Here is a 15,957-nt window from a genome sequence, read left to right as displayed (position 1 = left end):
CTGCCAGCCAGGGAGTAGGCGGCTGCCGTCAGCTGCTGAGTGCCCGGGCGGTGCGGTGGTCGGCGGCGGGGTAGACGCCCAGGATGCGCACTTCGGTGGTGAAGAAGTCCAGCTCTTCGAGGGCCAGCCGCAGCGGCAGGTCCTCGGGGTGGCCCTCAACATCCACCATGAACATGGTGGCGGCGAACTCGTCGCCCACCATGTAGCTCTCCAGCCGCGTCATGTTCACGCCGTTGGTGGCGAATCCGCCCAACGCCTTGAACAGCGCGGACGGGACGTTCCGGACGCGGAACACAAAGCTGGTCACCGCCGGCCCGGACAACTCGTCCCGGGTGGGCAGTTCCTTTTCGCGGGCCAGGACCACAAAACGCGTGGTGTTGGAGGGGTCGTCCTCCACCCGCGATGCCAGCACGTCGAGGCCGTAGATCTGGGCCGCGAGCGGGGGAGCGAGGGACAGTTTGGTGGGGTCGTTCCATTCGCGGACCTCACGGGCGGAACCGGCGGTGTCCCCGGCAATGACCGGACGCAGCCCGGCCTCCCGGATCAGGCGGCGGCACTGGCCCAGGGCATGAATGTGGCTGTGGACCTCGGTGGCGCCCTCGATGGTGCTGCCCGGGATGCCCAGCAGGTCGAAGTGGATGGGCAGGAAGAACTCGCCCACGATTTGCAGGTGCGACTGGGGGAGCAGGATGTGGATGTCCGCCACCCGGCCGGCAATGGAGTTCTCGATGGGGATCATGGCCAGCTCGGCCTCACCGCTCGATACCAGCTCAAAAGCGTCCTCGAAGCTGGCACAGGGAACGCTTTCCAGCTCGGGGAACATCTGCATGCACGCGATATTGGAGTTGGCGCCGGGCTCACCCTGGTACGCAATCTTCTGGGCCATGGTCCGTATGGTTTCACGGCAAGGGCCCAGCCACCCAACCGGCCTGCAGGAATGTCACCATTCGGGCGGCGAAACCTATTGCGACCGTCCCGGAAAGTTGAGTAAGAACAATCGTTGATACCATACTGTGTTGAACATTCAATGAATTTGAGGAGACAGTGTGGACGCGCGGCTTGAAGCCATCCGGAATACGGTACTGGCGCGAAACCCTGGTGAGGCGGAATTCCACCAGGCTGTGACCGAGGTTTTCGAGAGTCTCGGACCCGTCCACGACAGGCACCCCGAGCTGCTCGAAGCCGCCATCCTGGAGCGGCTGTGTGAGCCCGAGCGCCAGATCATCTTCCGTGTGCCGTGGACGGACGACTCCGGCCGCGTACAGATCAACAGGGGCTTCCGGGTCGAGTTCAACTCCGCCCTTGGCCCCTATAAAGGCGGCCTGCGCTTCCACCCGTCGGTGTACCTCGGCATCGTGAAGTTCCTGGGCTTCGAGCAGATCTTCAAGAACGCCCTGACCGGAATGCCCATCGGCGGCGGCAAAGGCGGCTCGGACTTCGACCCCCGCGGCCGCAGCAACGCTGAAATCATGCGGTTCTGCCAGTCCTTCATGACCGAGCTGTACCGCCACATCGGCGAGTACACCGATGTGCCGGCCGGTGACATCGGCGTGGGCGGCCGCGAAATCGGCTACCTCTTCGGCCAGTACAAGCGCATCACCAACCGCTACGAATCCGGCGTCCTGACGGGCAAAGGAATTTCCTGGGGCGGCTCCCTGGTGCGGCCTGAAGCCACCGGCTACGGCACCGTCATCTTCACCCAGGAGATGCTGAAAACCCGCGGAATGTCCTTCGACGGCCAGCGCGTAGTGGTGTCCGGTTCCGGCAACGTTGCCATCAACGCCATCGCCAAGGCGCAGACGCTGGGTGCCAGCGTGGTGGCCTGTTCCGACTCCTCCGGCTACATCGTGGACGAGGCGGGAATCGACGTCGGGCTCCTGCGCGAGATCAAGGAAGTGGAGCGCGGCCGCCTCAAGGACTATGCCGTCCGCCGTCCCGGCGTTTCCTACGTGGAAGCCGGGTCAGTATGGGACGTCGACGCGAAAGTGGCGCTTCCCTGCGCCACCCAGAACGAGCTCGACGGCGATGCTGCCGCGCGGCTCGTCCGCAACGGCCTCGTCGCGATCGGTGAAGGTGCCAACATGCCCTCCACGCGTGATGCAGTATCAGTGTTCCAGGACGCTGGGGTGCTGTTCGGCCCGGGCAAGGCGGCCAATGCAGGCGGCGTCGCGACGTCGGCGCTTGAGATGCAGCAGAACGCCAGCCGTGACTCCTGGAGCTTTGAGCACACCGAACAGCGGCTCACTGAAATCATGGTGGGGATCCATGACCGCTGCGCATCCACCGCGGACGAATACGGTGAGCCTGGCAACTATGTGCTGGGCGCCAACATCGGCGGCTTCGTCAAGGTAGCCGACGCCATGCTTGCGCAGGGGCTCATCTAGCGCATACCCAACACACTCAGCACCACCAGCACGCCACAGCGGCCACCGACCCACCATGGGTCGGTGGCCGCTTGGGTTGTGGCGTGAAACAAGAAGTTAACATCCCCGTCCGACGCTCGTAATGCCGTCTTGGATACTCTGGTGCAACAAGGTTTACTAGTAGCTAACACCAACCGGACAGGAATGTTTCGATGACGAGTGTCGCAACCCCTGCTGTATCCCGAACGCCAACACCTCCGGCGGCCGGACCTGAGGCCCTGCCAGCGCCGTTCCAACTGCCTGCAACCGACAGAATCTCCCTGGGAGACATCGCCCGCGCGCACGATGTCCGTTTCCTGCTGGCCACTTTTGTGGACATGACCGGCAAACCCTGCGCCAAGCTGGTGCCCGTTGAGGCGGCCGATGAGCTGGAGGCCGGGGCCATGGGCTTCGCCGGCTATGCAGCCGGGCTGATCGGCCAGAAGCCACAGGACGCGGACCTGATCGCCGTGCCGGACCTGGCCTCCTTCACGCCCGTGCCCTTCATCAAGGAGGGTCTGGCCATCATCCATTGCGACCCGCACGTCAACGGCAAGCCCTGGCCCTACGCGCCGCGCGTGATCCTGAAGAACACTCTGGCCCGGCTGGCCGGGAAGGGCATGCAGGCGAAGATCGGTGCCGAGGTGGAATACTTCCTGGTCAACAAGAACGACGACGGGACGCTGAGTACCGCCGACGGCCGCGATGATTCACCCCGCCCGTGCTACGACGCCCGCGGCGTCACCCGCATGTACGACCACCTCACCTCGATCTCCGAGGCAATGAATGGGCTGGGCTGGGGCAACTATGCTAACGACCACGAGGACGCAGCGGGCCAGTTCGAACAGAACTTCAACTACGCCGATGCCCTGACCACAGCGGACCGGGTGGTCAGCCTCCGCTACATCCTCAACATCCTGGCGGAGCAGCGCGGCATGACCGCCACCTTTATGCCCAAACCGTTCACCGACCGTACGGGCACCGGCCTGCACTTCCACCTGTCACTGTGGTCCGGCGCCGAGGCACTGTTCCCGGGTGATGACGGAACAGTGAACACGGAAGGAGCAGACGGCCGCGGACTTGGGCTGTCCGGGCTCGCGTATTCGTTCATCGGCGGCATCCTGGAGCACGCGCCCGCGTTGCAGGCCTTCCTGGCTCCGACCGTGAATTCCTACAAGCGCTCGGGTGCCACCACCAGTTCATCGGGCGCCACCTGGTCGCCGCGGAAGGCGTCCTTCGGCGGCAACGACCGTACCCACATGATCCGCGTCCCGGACAACAAGCGGATCGAACTCCGTTCGGGCGACGGGTCGGCCAACCCGTACCTGGCCATCGCCACCGCCATTTCCGCGGGCCTGGACGGCGTGGAAAAGGCCGCCGATCCCGGACAGCCTTCCGGACCTGGCGAATCCAGGCCCGATGCCCACCTGCTGCCGCCAACGCTGCTTCACGCCGTGGAGGCCCTGCGCCGGGATCCGGTGATCCTGGCCAGCCTCAGCGGGGACGCGGAGATCGGCCGGTACTACGCAGACGCCAAGGAAGAGGAATTCCTGAGCTGGCACAACCAGGTCAGCGACTGGGAAATCCGCACCTATTTGACTTCCATCTAGCCCGTCGTCCATCTGGCCACCACTACCAACCAGGCCCTTTTTAGGAACCACCACAAGTAAAGGACACACCATGTGTGGAATTGCCGCGCTGCAGCTGCGCAACCCCTTGCTGCACCCCCAGATGGGCAGCCTCCTGTCCTCCATGATGTGCCAGATCGTGGACCGCGGTCCGGACTCTGCCGGGGTCGCCGTGTACAACACCCCGGGCCTCGTCTCACCCGGGACCTCCACCCTCAGCCTCCTCGGCAAGGATCAGGGTGTGCCGCTGGATGCCATCACCCGTGAACTGGAAAAGCTGCTGCCGTCCTCTGCCGCCACTGCAGTGCGTGTGGTGGGCGACACCACCCTGGTGAGCGCCGCCGTCGGGACGGATCTCCTGGTGAAGGCGGTCAGCGAAACCCTTCCCGGCTCCACCATCATCGGCCGCGGCGAGCACGTTGCCGTCATGAAGAGCGTGGGCCACCCGATGGAGATCGCGGCCGAGCATGGACTTGAGGCGATGGCGGGCAGCCAGGGCCTCTCCCACACCCGGATGGCCACCGAGTCCGCCGTCACCGCCGGCGGCTCCCACCCTTTCTCCGTGGCCGACGACCTCTGCCTGGTCCACAACGGCTCCTTCTCCAACCACGCCACCGTGCGGCGGGACCTCAAACGCGAAGGCGTGGTGTTCGACTCCGAGAACGACACCGAGGTGGGCGCCCGCTACGTGGCCTCCCGCCTGCAGCAGGGCGACACGCTCGAAGAGGCCCTGGTCAACCTGGGCAAGGTCCTCGACGGCTTCTACACCCTGGTGGTGACCACCGCGGACAGCATGGCCGTGGTCCGGGACCCCATCGCCTGCAAGCCGGCCATCATCGCCGAAACGGACGACTACGTGGCCATGGCCTCCGAATACCGTGCCCTGGCAGCCCTGCCCGGCATCGAAAACGCCCGCATCTTTGAACCGGAACCCGGAAAGGTCTACACATGGTCACTCTGACAGCCCCCGAAACCAGCACCGCAGCAACCCACCAGGAAGCCGAAACGGTGGACGCGTCGAGCGCCGGCGCAATCCTTGACACTTTCAGCGTCGACCTGGCCGGCAGTCCGGTCCGGGAACTCAATCAGGCCCTCCACAACGCGGTTGACGGACAAGCCTGGACCGTCACCACCCCCGAAGGTAAGCACAGCCTCGCCGTCGGCATCAACGCCCACGTCACGGTGACCATCGACGGCCACGCCGGCTACTACGCAGCCGGGATGCACCAAAAAGGCGACGTGACCATCAACGGCAATGCCGGCGTCGGCCTCGCCGAAAACATCATGTCCGGCCGCGTCCACGTGAAGGGCGATGCGTCCCAGTCCGCGGCGGCCACCGGCCACGGCGGCCTGGTTGTCATCGACGGCAACGCCAGCGCCCGCTGCGGCATCTCGATGAAAGGCGTGGACATCGTGGTGGGCGGCAACATCGGCCACATGTCCGCGTTTATGGCGCAGGCCGGACGCCTGGTGGTCTGCGGTGACGCCGGTGACGCCCTGGGCGACTCCATATATGAGGCCAGAATCTACGTGCAGGGCACCGTGGAATCCCTCGGCGCCGACTGCATCGAAAAGCCGATGAAGGCCGAGCACCTGGCCGAACTCGGTGAACTGCTCACCGCCGCCGGCCGCACCGACAACCCGGCCAACTTCAAGCGCTACGGCTCAGCCCGGAACCTCTACCACTTCAGCGTCCACAACTCGACGCAGTACTAGGAGCCACCATGACCATCACCTCCGAACCGATTCCCGCTCAGAACATGCCGGTCCCCGTCCAGGACATCCCGGCGTCTGATATCGCTGCGCTCGGTCTCCGCGAGTCCTCCACGTTCGACCGCGCCACCATCGCCGACATCCAGCGCGCCGCCGCCACCGGCGTGTACGACATCCGCGGCTGGGGCGCCAAGCGCAAGGTCCCGCACTTCGATGACCTGCTCTTCCTCGGCGCCTCCATGTCCCGCTACCCGCTGGAGGGCTACCGCGAAAAGTGCGATACCGACGTCGTCCTCGGCGACCGGTACGCCACCCGCCCGCTGCACCTGCAGACCCCGGTGACCATCGCCGGCATGAGCTTCGGCGCCCTCTCCGCCAACGCCAAAGAGGCGCTGGGACGTGGCGCTTCGGAGGTGGGAACCTCCACAACAACGGGCGACGGCGGCATGACGCCTGAGGAGCGCGGCCAGTCCAAGCACCTCGTGTACCAGTACCTGCCGTCCCGCTACGGCATGAACCCGGACGACCTCCGCAAGGCTGACGCCATCGAGATCGTGCTCGGCCAGGGTGCCAAGCCCGGCGGCGGGGGCATGCTCCTGGGCCAGAAGATCACCGAACGCGTCGCCGGAATGCGCACCCTTCCGGTGGGCATCGACCAGCGCTCCGCCAGCCGCCACCCGGACTGGACGGGCCCGGATGACCTCGAAATCAAGATCGGCGAACTGCGCGAGATCACCGACTGGAAGACCCCCATCTACGTCAAGATCGGGGCTTCCCGCCCGTACTACGACACTGCTTTAGCCGTGAAGTCCGGCGCGGACGTTGTAGTGGTGGACGGCATGCAGGGCGGCACGGCCGCGACGCAGCAGGTGTTCATCGAAAACGTCGGCATCCCCACCCTCGCCGCCATTCCGCAGGCCGTCCAGGCGCTGCAGGAACTCGGGGTCCACCGCAAGGTCCAGCTGATCGTTTCGGGGGGCATCCGCACCGGCGCCGACGTCGCCAAGGCCATGGCACTGGGTGCGGATGCCGTCGCGATCGGCACTGCAGCGCTGATCGCCCTCGGTGACAACGATCCCAGCTACGCGGCCGAGTACGCCGCGCTGGGGTCCGCCGCCGGCTTCTACGACGACTTCCAGGACGGCCGCGACCCCGCCGGCATCACCACCCAGGATCCGGAACTGGCCTCACGGCTGGACCCGGTGGCTGCCGGCCACCGGCTGGCCAACTACCTGCGCGTCCTCACCATGGAGGCCCAGACCATCGCCCGGGCTTGCGGCAAGTCGCACCTGCACAACCTCGAACCCGAGGATCTGGTGGCACTGACCATCGAAGCGTCCGCCATGGCGCGGGTTCCCCTGGCTGGCACCAGTTGGATCCCGGGAGCCAAGTAGCTCCGTGAGGTGTGGCGGCGGTGCCGGCTGGGCTGGTGCCGCTGCCGCTTTATGATGGCTCCTATGACCAACCACGCCCGGGACGACGCCGACGCTGTGACCACTGCTGACGAAGTGAGCACCGCCGACGAAGTGAGCACCGCAGACGAAGTGGGCACCGCCGACGCCGGCACCACTGCCCCGGGGAAGCTGGAGCAGGTCATCGCCACTCAGGTACGGCACTACCGCACCGCCAACGGTCTGTCCTCGGCTGAGCTTGCTGCCCGCACGGGCCTGTCCAAGGCCATGATCTCGCGGATTGAAACGGCAACCACGTCGTGCTCGCTGACCACACTGCAGAGGCTGGCCGACGGCCTCAAAATTCCCGTCACCGCGCTCTTCCGCGGCGCCGACACGGACCGGGACGCAACCTTTACCAAAAGCGGCCAAGGCAGCCTCACCGTCCGCAGCGGGACGCAGCACGGCCACGAATATCGTGTCCTGGGCACGCTCAAGGGCAGGACTGACGCGCTTGAACCCACCCTGGTCACCCTGACCGACGCCTCGGATGTGTTCCCCCTGTTCCAGCACCCCGGCACGGAATTTATTTACATGCTCGCCGGAAGAATGGTTTATGGACACGGCGCCTACGAATACGCCATGGAAACGGGGGACTCGCTCCTGCTGGACGGCGAAGGCCCGCACGGTCCGCTCGAGCTTTTGGACCTGCCCATCCGTTTCCTGGCCATCTCCGCCAAATAAACCTGCAAGTAACTATGCGTTTCCAGCCCGACCTGTCTGGCTGGGAAGTGTGAGTATCTACGCCCGAAACAATTACGCCGGGTGACTGAAACTTTGAATTAACCAGTTCGAAACCCACGGTGGAACGGCCGCCCTACAGTTGGAATTAGACGGCAATAGCTGCCCTCCGACGAACGTGGTACTGGCTCCGCGTCCCTCCTCCGGAGTGGTTTTTGACGGGCAATTTCCGTTCTCTCTCTTCGCATCACGAAAGGGGTTTCCCATGGATTCGGGAAATGTCGCTTGGATTCTGGCCAGCTCCGCGCTGGTTTGTATGATGATCCCCGCCCTGGCCTTGTTTTACGGGGGCATGGTGGGGTCCCGTCGCATTCTCAACATGATGATGATGTGCTTCGGTGGTGCCAGCCTGGTGGCGGTGCTTTGGGCACTCTTTGGTTACTCGATGGCTTTTGGAAATTCAGTGGGTGGCCTGGGGCTGATCGGCGACATCACTGAATTCCCGGGGATGGGCCAGCTGCTCGCCGCTGATGAGGCAGCCTCCATCCCGGTGGCACTGTTCGCGGCCTTCCAGCTGTTCTTCGCCTGTGTGACGACTGCCCTGGTTGCGGGAGCGGCAGCCGGGCGCATGAAGTTCGGTGCGTGGATGCTGTTTGCCGGCATCTGGGCCACGGTGGTGTATTTCCCCATCGCACACTGGGTATTCGCGTTCTCCTCGGCCGACGGCAGCGTTACCGGCGGCTGGATCGCGAGCGGCATCAAGGCCATTGACTTCGCCGGCGGAACCGCGGTGCACATGAACGCCGGCGCCGCGGCGCTGGCTCTGGCCCTCGTCCTGGGCAAGAGCTCCGGCTGGCCAAAGATGGAACACACCAAGCCGCACAGCCGGCCGCTGGTCCTCATCGGCGCAGGGCTGCTCTGGGTGGGTTGGTTCGGCTTCAACGCGGGATCAGCACTGTCTGCCGGCCAGTCTGCTTCCGTTGTATTCCTGAACACTGCAGTAGCCGCTGCAGCCGGCCTCCTGGCTTGGGCACTGGTTGAGCGTCTCCGCCGCGGGGCCGCCACCAGCATGGGCGCAGCTTCAGGACTCATCTCGGCACTGGTAGCCATCACGCCTGCCTGTGGCGCTGTGAGCCCTCTGGGCGCACTGGCCATCGGCGCCATTGCCGGAGCCGTCTGCTCCCTGGCCATCGAACTGAAGTTCCGCCTGGGCTACGACGATTCGCTGGATGTTGTGGGCGTGCACCTTGTAGGTGGCATCCTTGGCACCCTGCTGATCGGCCTGTTCGCTACGGACGCCGCTCCCAACGCAGTCAACGGCCTGTTCTACGGTGGCGGTATTGAGTTGCTGGGTGTTCAGTCGCTGGCAACAGTCACAGTTCTTGCGTACTCCTTCGGGATCACGTGGATCCTGGCGAAGATCCTGGACAAGACGATTGGCCTGCGCATCAATCCTGAGGACGAAATGCGGGGCATCGACCTCGCCGCCCACTCCGAACTGGCCTACCTGACCGACGAAGATCCCGTCGAGCTCGGTTCTCCGCAAAGGTAGTCTCGGCTCGCCGCAATGCTAGTGGCGTGGGCAACTGCGCAAGGCTAGTGGCGCCGGCAACCCGGGCTGATAGACGCATCACCTGAATGAATCAATAGATAACGAGTCCGGCCGAGGGCCGAACTGCGGACCGGTGCCAGCACTCGCTGGCTTATAGTTCCGCGGTTCGGCCCACTGTCGTGAGAGCCTTCCACTGCAAAAAGGGATCTTGAGGGAGGGGCTGTCCCGGCAGCGAGTCGTCAGGGAATAGCACGTAGTCAGGAAGATCATCGTCGGACAGCGGAAGGTGGGCATCGTGCAGTTCCGGGAAAGGATCTTCGGGCAGCACGTAGTCCCAGGGGAAGGTCACGGGATACGGGGACACCGGACAGAGGCTGTCGGGATGTTGACTGTCCGGAAACGGGCCAGCAGGCAAAAGACGGCGCAGGGGTGCCTTGTCTGAAACGGAATCAGAATGGACGGCAGCGACTGATGGTCCGTCCTGATAGGCAACGTTTCCGGGCCAGGTGGTTGGTTCCAGGTCGGGTTGTTCGCTTTGGTAGTGGCGGCCGGTGGGTGATATCCAGCCGGGTGGTTCGTTGGGGCTGGCGGTTGTGGGTTTCCAGGATTTGGTGTGTTTGAGCCTGTGGTGTTTTGGGCAGAGTTGGGCCAGATTGGAGATCCCGGTGGTCCCGCCGTGGGCCCAGGCCTTCAGGTGGTCTGCTTCGTTGTCCAGGGACTGGTTGGAGCAGCCGGGGAACTGGCATTTGCCGTCCCTGAGCCTCAGCCACTGGCGGAGCGCTTTGGGAATGCGATAGCTCTCACGGCCGATTTCCAAGGGTGCGCCGTCGCGGGGGTCAGTCAGGACGCGGTGGAACGACTCGGCGCCGTCAGCGACGAGGGCTCGGGCCATGGACGGCGGGATGGGCCCGTACCCGTCGAGGATGGCGGCTTCATCGGTCAGGCCCATCAGCGCGAATACGGGAACGGTGACGAGGACCTGGGCTTTCGGTGACGGGATCAGCCCCGCAGCCCCGTCCACACTGCCGCCCAGGGTTCCGTCCAGGGTCCCGCCGAGCAGCCAGGCTGCGGCGGTGTCGGCGCGGAGTTGGGTGAGGGTCCTGGCCTCGGTGGGGCTTTGGAGGGCGCGGGCGGCGGCGGTGCTGCGGTTCCAGATGCCGGCGGCCTGGTCGGCGGGGAGGTAGGCCGAAAGCCAGGCCATGCCGTCCCGGTCCGGAGCGTACTCCAGCCGCCGGTCCAAAGCACTCTTCTTATGGCGTTGTTCGATGCTGTCCGGGTGGTGGCGTTCGCGCCAGGTCCGGGCCTTGGCCCGGAACCGGGAGGGGACCATCTCCCCGGCCGGGCCCCGGGCCGGGTTGGGCGCGCCGGGGTCCAGGAAGTGGGCCTCCAAGGACTGCGCGCCGGCCGGGTCCAGGTTGATTGTTTCGTCCACCATGATTCGGGCGTGCTGCCAGGAAATGGTCCCTGCCTGCAGGGCTGCCAGGGTCAGCGGCAGGGCGGTGGTCAGGCGATGCGCCTCGCCCAGCAACGCACCGGCAGTTCGTTCACTGACCGTCATGGCGCACGCGACCTCGGCTTGGATACCCAGGTCCTGCGCGGTCTGCTCCTGCGGGGACATAATGGGACCCCCGATCAGTTGGGCGGCCTGGTCATAACCGCCGACGGCATGGACCTTCACGGCAGCGACCATCGCTTCCATCCCCGCGGTCCCGGACAGGACCGTCAGGCACGCCTCGGCCTGCCAGCGCGCCAGGTCCCCGGCGGTGGACGGACCAACTGCTAACAGGCCGTCACTCAGGCCTGCTGCTGACGGACCGTCAGCCGGGCCAGCTGGGTTGGCAGGGAGATTTACCGCCGTCCCGCGGAGCACACCGGCCATCTGCAAGGCAGAGGCCGCGATGGCCTCCATAACCTCTGCAACTGCCGTGTTATCCATACATCCAAGCATGGCAAGGGGGTACGACATTTTAAGGTCGGTGGAGACCTTCCCCCAAACTTTCCGGAAAACCTCGCTCACCGCAACGTGATCGCCGCCCAGTTCCGGGCCACCCAGTTCCGCGCCGCCCGTTTCCGGGTAGCACGCGGCCAAGCATCAGGGACTGCGTGACAGACTCCACTCCCGGGCATCACAGGTCAGGACGGCGGTCGCTAGTAGCCTGTTCACCTCCGCCGCACTCCTGAAGGACATAACAATCATCCGTTCCGCCGCCACCAAAGCCCTGACCCTGTTCACCAGTCTGCTTCTCGCAGGCGCCCTCGCCGGTTGTGACGCCGCAGCGGAGGCCGCAACCAGGATGGCCGAGGCGGCCAGGGAAGCACCGACGTCGGGCACCTCTGGCGCTTCACCCCTGACCCCTGCCGAAGTGGCCACGGCCCGCGCCGAACTGGACACTATCCCGGTGAAGGGACGCGCGCCCAAGACCGGCTACGCCCGCGAGGAATTCGGCCCCGCCTGGGCCGACGTCGACCGCAACGGCTGCGACACCCGAAACGATATCCTCGCCAGGGACCTTGAAGGCGAGACGTTCAAGCCCGGCACGCGGAACTGCGTCGTGGCCACCGGCAGGCTGGCCGATGAATACACCGGCACCATCATCAACTTTGTCCGCGGCAACACCACCAGCTCCGCCGTCCAGATCGATCACCTCGTCGCGCTCAGCGACGCGTGGCAGAAGGGCGCGCAGCGGCTCAGCGCCGAACAGCGCAGGCAGCTGGCGAACGATCCCCTGAACCTTATGGCCGCCGACGGCCCCACCAACAGCGCCAAGGGCGACAAGGACGCGGCCACCTGGCTCCCGCCAAGCAAACTATTCCGGTGCGAATACGTGGCCCGCCAGACCGCGGTCAAGGCCAAGTACCACCTGTGGGTCACCAAAGCCGAGCATGATGCGATCGCGGGCATTCTGACTGGCTGCAGCTAGCTGAGACTGGCCTCAGTCCTTGAACAGCCCCGCCAGGTCCTCGGCCGTGATGGAACCGCCGGAAAGGGCATCGCCTTCCATCACGTCAGCAAACAGCTGCGACTTCCGTGCCTTCAGGGCCATGACCTTTTCCTCGATGGTGTCCTTGGCAACCAGCCGGTACACCATCACATTCCGCGCCTGACCGATCCGGTGCGTCCGGTCCACGGCCTGGGCCTCAGACGCGGGGTTCCACCACGGGTCCAGCAGGAACACGTAGTCGGCCTCGGTCAGGTTCAGCCCAAATCCGCCGGCCTTCAGCGAAATCAGGAACACGGGTGCGCTGCCGTTCTTGAATTCGTTGACGACGTCGGTGCGGTTCCGGGTGCCGCCGTCGAGATAGCAGAACTCGATCTTCTCCTCCACCAGCCGTTCGCGGACCTTCCCCAGGAACCCGGTGAACTGGCTGAAGATCAGCGCGCGGTGGCCCTCTGCCACGAGGTCCTCCAGCTGCTCAAACAGCACGTCCAGCTTCGACGAGCGGACCCCGGACAGTGACGGATCCACCAGCGAAGCATCCAGGCTGAGCTGCCGCAGCAGGGTAAGCGACTGGAAAATGGTGAACCGGTTCTTATTAACGTCCTCAATCAGGCCCAGGATCTTCTGCCGCTCACGTTGCAGATGCGTCTGGTAGACCTTCTGGTGGCGCGGATTGAGCACCACCTCGAGGATCTGCTCCTGCTTAGGCGGCAGGTCCTTGATGACCTGGTCCTTGGTGCGGCGCATCATGAGCGGACGGACCCGACGGCGGAGCTTGTCCAGTTGCCCCTTGTCGCCGTTCTTTTCCACCGGCTTCTGGTAGTACTCGGCGAACCGCTTGGGGCTGGAGAACAGGCCCGGCGCCACGATGGACGTCAGTGCCCAGAACTCCATCAGGTTGTTTTCCAGGGGCGTGCCGGTGATGGCCAGTTTGAAGGCCGCGGGCAGCTTCCGGGCGCACTGGTAGGCCTTGGACTGGTGGTTCTTCACAAACTGGGCTTCATCCAGCACCAGCCCTGCCCACGTCTTGGAGGCGTAAGACTCGTAGTCGATCCGGAACAGGGCGTAGGAGGTGATGACGATGTCCGCGCCGCCCAGTTCAACCGCCGCATCCTGGCTGTTCTTCGCGAAGGTCTCACTCACGGTACGAACGGTCAGGCCCGGAGCGAAACGTGCGGCTTCGGCTGCCCAGTTGCCCACCACGCTCGTGGGGGCCACCACCAAAAAGGGAGTGCCGCCGTCGGGCGCTGCAACGTCGGGCGCTGTACCCGGTGAGTCCGTGTTGGCCTGCTCCTTAGCAGCGCACATCAGCGCCAGCGCCTGCACGGTCTTGCCCAGGCCCATGTCGTCGGCGAGGACCCCGCCCAGGCTGTGCTTGTAAAGGAAGCTGAGCCAGTTGAAGCCCTCAAGCTGGTAGGGCCGCAGTTCGGCATTCAACGAGGCAGGCAGTGGCAGCCCGTCGATCCCGCCCTCGAGCAAGCCGCCCACCGCGGTTCGCCAGGCGGAAGCCTGCTCGTCCACGATGCCTAGCTGTGCGAGTTCGTCCCAGAGCCCGGCCTGGAAGCGGCTGATCTGCAGCGGGGCGTCCTTGTTGTCCTGCAGCGAGCGGGCTTCCTCGATCAGGGCCCGCAGTTGGTGGAGCTCAGGCAGGTCCAGCGAGAAGTAGGCGCCGCTGGGCAGGAGCATCTTGGTTTGGCCCGCGGCAAGGGCGGAAAAGACGGCCGCGAAGGAAACCGGCTGGCCCTCAAGGGAAATCTGGATGCCAAGGTCGAACCAGTCGCGCTGTTCGGTGGCCTTGGTGGAGATGGAGACCACGGGCGCTTCCTCGGCCTCGCGGTAATCGGCGATGTCGCCTGCAGTGTCCACCGAAACGTCCGGCGCGTTCCGGAGTTCGGGCAGGACTTCCTCGGTGAAGGCCAGCGTGTCCAGGCCGTTCAGTTCAACGGACGCCGCAAGGCGCGGCGTGCCCCAGCCGCCGGTGGCGGATTCGCCCAACGTGGGGACAACGTTCCACGGCTGGCCGATGCCTTCCAGGATGCGGGCCTCGGCGGTGTCGTCGCGGTAGCCGTGATCGCCCGGGTGCCGCCAGAGCGGCTGGGCCGTGACGAGGTTCCCGGACTTGTAGTGCCACTCCCAGTGCAGCCGCACGCGGTGGTCAGCGCCGTAGTTGGCCAGCAATGAAAGGGTGGGGACGGCGAGCGTAGGCAGCGCCACCGACTCGTCCTTCGCGGTGACCCGGGCGGCCTGCTTGAGCTTTGGGTAGAAGCCGGTGAGGAAGCGCGTTTCGTCCTTCGCCGGGATGTGCAGCGTGCTGCCGGCGGTGACGAAGGTCAGCAGTTCCTCGCTCAGCCCGCTTTCCAGCGGGGCCAGCGTGATCACGTTGTCGGCGGCGACGCCCGGGAGTGCCTCGCCGCCGGTGGTCAGGAAGATGCCGTGCGCCGGGCGCCCAATGGTCCCAACAGTCGCGGGATCCACCTCTTCCCCCTCCACGGTGATGGTGGGCGCGAGCTCCAGCCCGCCGTCGTCGGCCGTTGTGCCGGAAGCGACCGCCGGATCGGCGCCGCCAGCTCCCGCGTCCCCGCTGACTGCCGCGCCGTAACGGCTCAAATTAAGCCCGACGGCGGCGGGAGACTCCGCGAGCCGCACCGGTTCGGTGCCGCGGCTGTGGACCAGTGCGAGGCCGATCTTCCTGGCGTCGGCGAGCAGGCCCCACATGTTCTTCCCGGCGAAGGTGTTCAGGCCCAGCCAGAGCGCGGACGAGTTGTGGACCCGGTTGGCGGCGGCGGTATGCGCGGCGAGGAAGGTCTGCATCCACTCGATGTGCGCCTCGTTGCATTCGCGGCGGAAGTTCAGGTAACTCAGGGTGTTCCAGGAGACGTCGCCGCGGATCCACTTGCCCTTGGCGCCCATGACCACGGGCCGGGCCTTGAGCTGGCGCACGCTGCGGAGCGGGTCGCGGCGGCCTGTGTAGGAGAAGTGCGGGGCCGGTTCCTCGATCTCGAACTGGAGGGCCAGCGGGATGCCGTTGCTGGACTGGGTGATGCCGGGTTGCGAGATGAGCGGACTGAGGGCCTGCTCCCAGTCGGCGAGGTCAAGGCTGGCGGGCTGGCGGGACAGCCGGGAGACCTCGGCGGGGGCGAGGAGCTGGACGCGGATGGCAGGGTTGTCCTCGGCAGCGAAAAGCAGCGCGGCCACGTGCTTGCAGTCCTTGCGGACGGGGCAACTGCAGACGCCCACGGTGCAGCTCCAGCCGCCCGTTTTCCGGACCAGCTTGGCCGTGGTGGAGTACGGCATGTCCGCACCGCCGCGGACCTTGCCCAGCATGAGCCCGGTGGCGGCATCGAACGACATCCCGGAAACCCGGCTGCCCATGGCATACGCCAGCCCGGCCGCGAGGGAGCGGTCGTTGATGGCGGGAGTCTGTATTGCCAGTGCCGCACTCTCGTCCGGTTGGGATGGCATGGTGCGCGCTACTTTCAGGTGGCCGCGGCGGGGCTGCGTCCGATCGATGGTTATCTGATTCATCTTAGTTCGCCCGGCGGGGGCCTCAAACTTCGCCTGACGTTCACTTCCACCTCAGCCAACCGCTGC

The 15,957-nt window shown here is 65.5% G+C and carries 11 protein-coding genes; 8 read left to right on the top strand and 3 right to left on the bottom strand.

The window, feature by feature from the left end; translation table 11 throughout:
- Positions 1-28 precede the first annotated feature (28 nt).
- Complete coding sequence (locus J2808_RS16040; protein ID WP_309818592.1) at positions 29-886, bottom strand: prephenate dehydratase; 858 nt, start codon at positions 884-886, stop codon at positions 29-31.
- Between the two features lie 160 nt (positions 887-1,046).
- On the opposite strand from J2808_RS16040, the gene gdhA reads away from it, so the two are divergent.
- From gdhA to J2808_RS16005, 7 genes are all read left to right on the top strand, one after another.
- Positions 1,047-2,384, top strand: a complete 1,338-nt coding sequence (gene gdhA, locus J2808_RS16035; protein ID WP_309818591.1) for an NADP-specific glutamate dehydrogenase — start codon at positions 1,047-1,049, stop codon at positions 2,382-2,384.
- 191 nt (positions 2,385-2,575) lie between these two features.
- Positions 2,576-4,012, top strand: coding sequence for a type III glutamate--ammonia ligase (gene glnT / locus J2808_RS16030; protein WP_309818589.1), 1,437 nt, complete (start codon positions 2,576-2,578; stop codon positions 4,010-4,012).
- A 70-nt stretch (positions 4,013-4,082) separates the two neighbouring features.
- The gene (locus J2808_RS16025) at positions 4,083-4,991 is read left to right on the top strand and encodes a class II glutamine amidotransferase domain-containing protein (protein ID WP_309818587.1); all 909 of its coding nucleotides are present in this window, start codon (positions 4,083-4,085) and stop codon (positions 4,989-4,991) included.
- Positions 4,979-5,746, top strand: coding sequence for a GltB/FmdC/FwdC-like GXGXG domain-containing protein (locus tag J2808_RS16020; RefSeq protein WP_309818585.1), 768 nt, complete (start codon positions 4,979-4,981; stop codon positions 5,744-5,746). Before J2808_RS16025 ends, J2808_RS16020 begins: the two co-directional genes overlap by 13 nt.
- A gap of 8 nt (positions 5,747-5,754) precedes the next feature.
- On the top strand, positions 5,755-7,137 hold the full coding sequence (locus J2808_RS16015) for an FMN-binding glutamate synthase family protein (protein ID WP_309818583.1): 1,383 nt from the start codon (positions 5,755-5,757) through the stop codon (positions 7,135-7,137).
- A 63-nt stretch (positions 7,138-7,200) separates the two neighbouring features.
- The gene (locus tag J2808_RS16010) at positions 7,201-7,878 is read left to right on the top strand and encodes a helix-turn-helix domain-containing protein (protein WP_309818582.1); all 678 of its coding nucleotides are present in this window, start codon (positions 7,201-7,203) and stop codon (positions 7,876-7,878) included.
- A gap of 262 nt (positions 7,879-8,140) precedes the next feature.
- Positions 8,141-9,427: an ammonium transporter gene (locus tag J2808_RS16005; protein WP_309818580.1), complete on the top strand. Its 1,287-nt coding sequence runs from the start codon at positions 8,141-8,143 to the stop codon at positions 9,425-9,427.
- A 151-nt stretch (positions 9,428-9,578) separates the two neighbouring features.
- Here J2808_RS16005 and J2808_RS16000 read toward each other — a convergent pair whose 3' ends face one another.
- Entirely contained in the window at positions 9,579-11,363 is a 1,785-nt protein-coding gene (locus tag J2808_RS16000) for an HNH endonuclease signature motif containing protein (protein ID WP_309818578.1), read from the bottom strand.
- A 358-nt stretch (positions 11,364-11,721) separates the two neighbouring features.
- Here J2808_RS16000 and J2808_RS15995 point away from each other — a divergent pair, with 358 nt between their 5' ends.
- Complete coding sequence (locus J2808_RS15995; RefSeq protein ID WP_309818576.1) at positions 11,722-12,348, top strand: HNH endonuclease family protein; 627 nt, start codon at positions 11,722-11,724, stop codon at positions 12,346-12,348.
- A 12-nt stretch (positions 12,349-12,360) separates the two neighbouring features.
- On the opposite strand, the gene J2808_RS15990 is transcribed toward J2808_RS15995, so the two are convergent.
- Positions 12,361-15,828 (bottom strand): DEAD/DEAH box helicase, encoded by a 3,468-nt coding sequence (locus J2808_RS15990; protein ID WP_309818574.1) that lies wholly within the window; start codon positions 15,826-15,828, stop codon positions 12,361-12,363.
- Positions 15,829-15,957 lie beyond the last annotated feature (129 nt).

This window comes from Pseudarthrobacter sulfonivorans, assembly GCF_031454915.1.
Taxonomy (GTDB): domain Bacteria; phylum Actinomycetota; class Actinomycetes; order Actinomycetales; family Micrococcaceae; genus Arthrobacter; species Arthrobacter sulfonivorans_C.
This window is presented reverse-complemented; position numbering and strand designations above follow the sequence as displayed.

What these genes read in the sequence shown, in the direction of transcription:
- J2808_RS16040 (WP_309818592.1), bottom strand. Translation starts at nt 886, where the DNA reads ATGGCCCAGAAGATTGCGTACCAGGGTGAGCCCGGCGCCAACTCCAAT.
- glnT (WP_309818589.1), top strand. Translation starts at nt 2,576, where the DNA reads ATGACGAGTGTCGCAACCCCTGCTGTATCCCGAACGCCAACACCTCCG.
- J2808_RS16025 (WP_309818587.1), top strand. Translation starts at nt 4,083, where the DNA reads ATGTGTGGAATTGCCGCGCTGCAGCTGCGCAACCCCTTGCTGCACCCC.
- J2808_RS16020 (WP_309818585.1), top strand. Translation starts at nt 4,979, where the DNA reads ATGGTCACTCTGACAGCCCCCGAAACCAGCACCGCAGCAACCCACCAG.
- J2808_RS16015 (WP_309818583.1), top strand. Translation starts at nt 5,755, where the DNA reads ATGACCATCACCTCCGAACCGATTCCCGCTCAGAACATGCCGGTCCCC.
- J2808_RS16010 (WP_309818582.1), top strand. Translation starts at nt 7,201, where the DNA reads ATGACCAACCACGCCCGGGACGACGCCGACGCTGTGACCACTGCTGAC.
- J2808_RS16005 (WP_309818580.1), top strand. Translation starts at nt 8,141, where the DNA reads ATGGATTCGGGAAATGTCGCTTGGATTCTGGCCAGCTCCGCGCTGGTT.
- J2808_RS16000 (WP_309818578.1), bottom strand. Translation starts at nt 11,363, where the DNA reads ATGGATAACACGGCAGTTGCAGAGGTTATGGAGGCCATCGCGGCCTCT.
- J2808_RS15995 (WP_309818576.1), top strand. Translation starts at nt 11,722, where the DNA reads ATGGCCGAGGCGGCCAGGGAAGCACCGACGTCGGGCACCTCTGGCGCT.
- J2808_RS15990 (WP_309818574.1), bottom strand. Translation starts at nt 15,828, where the DNA reads ATGCCATCCCAACCGGACGAGAGTGCGGCACTGGCAATACAGACTCCC.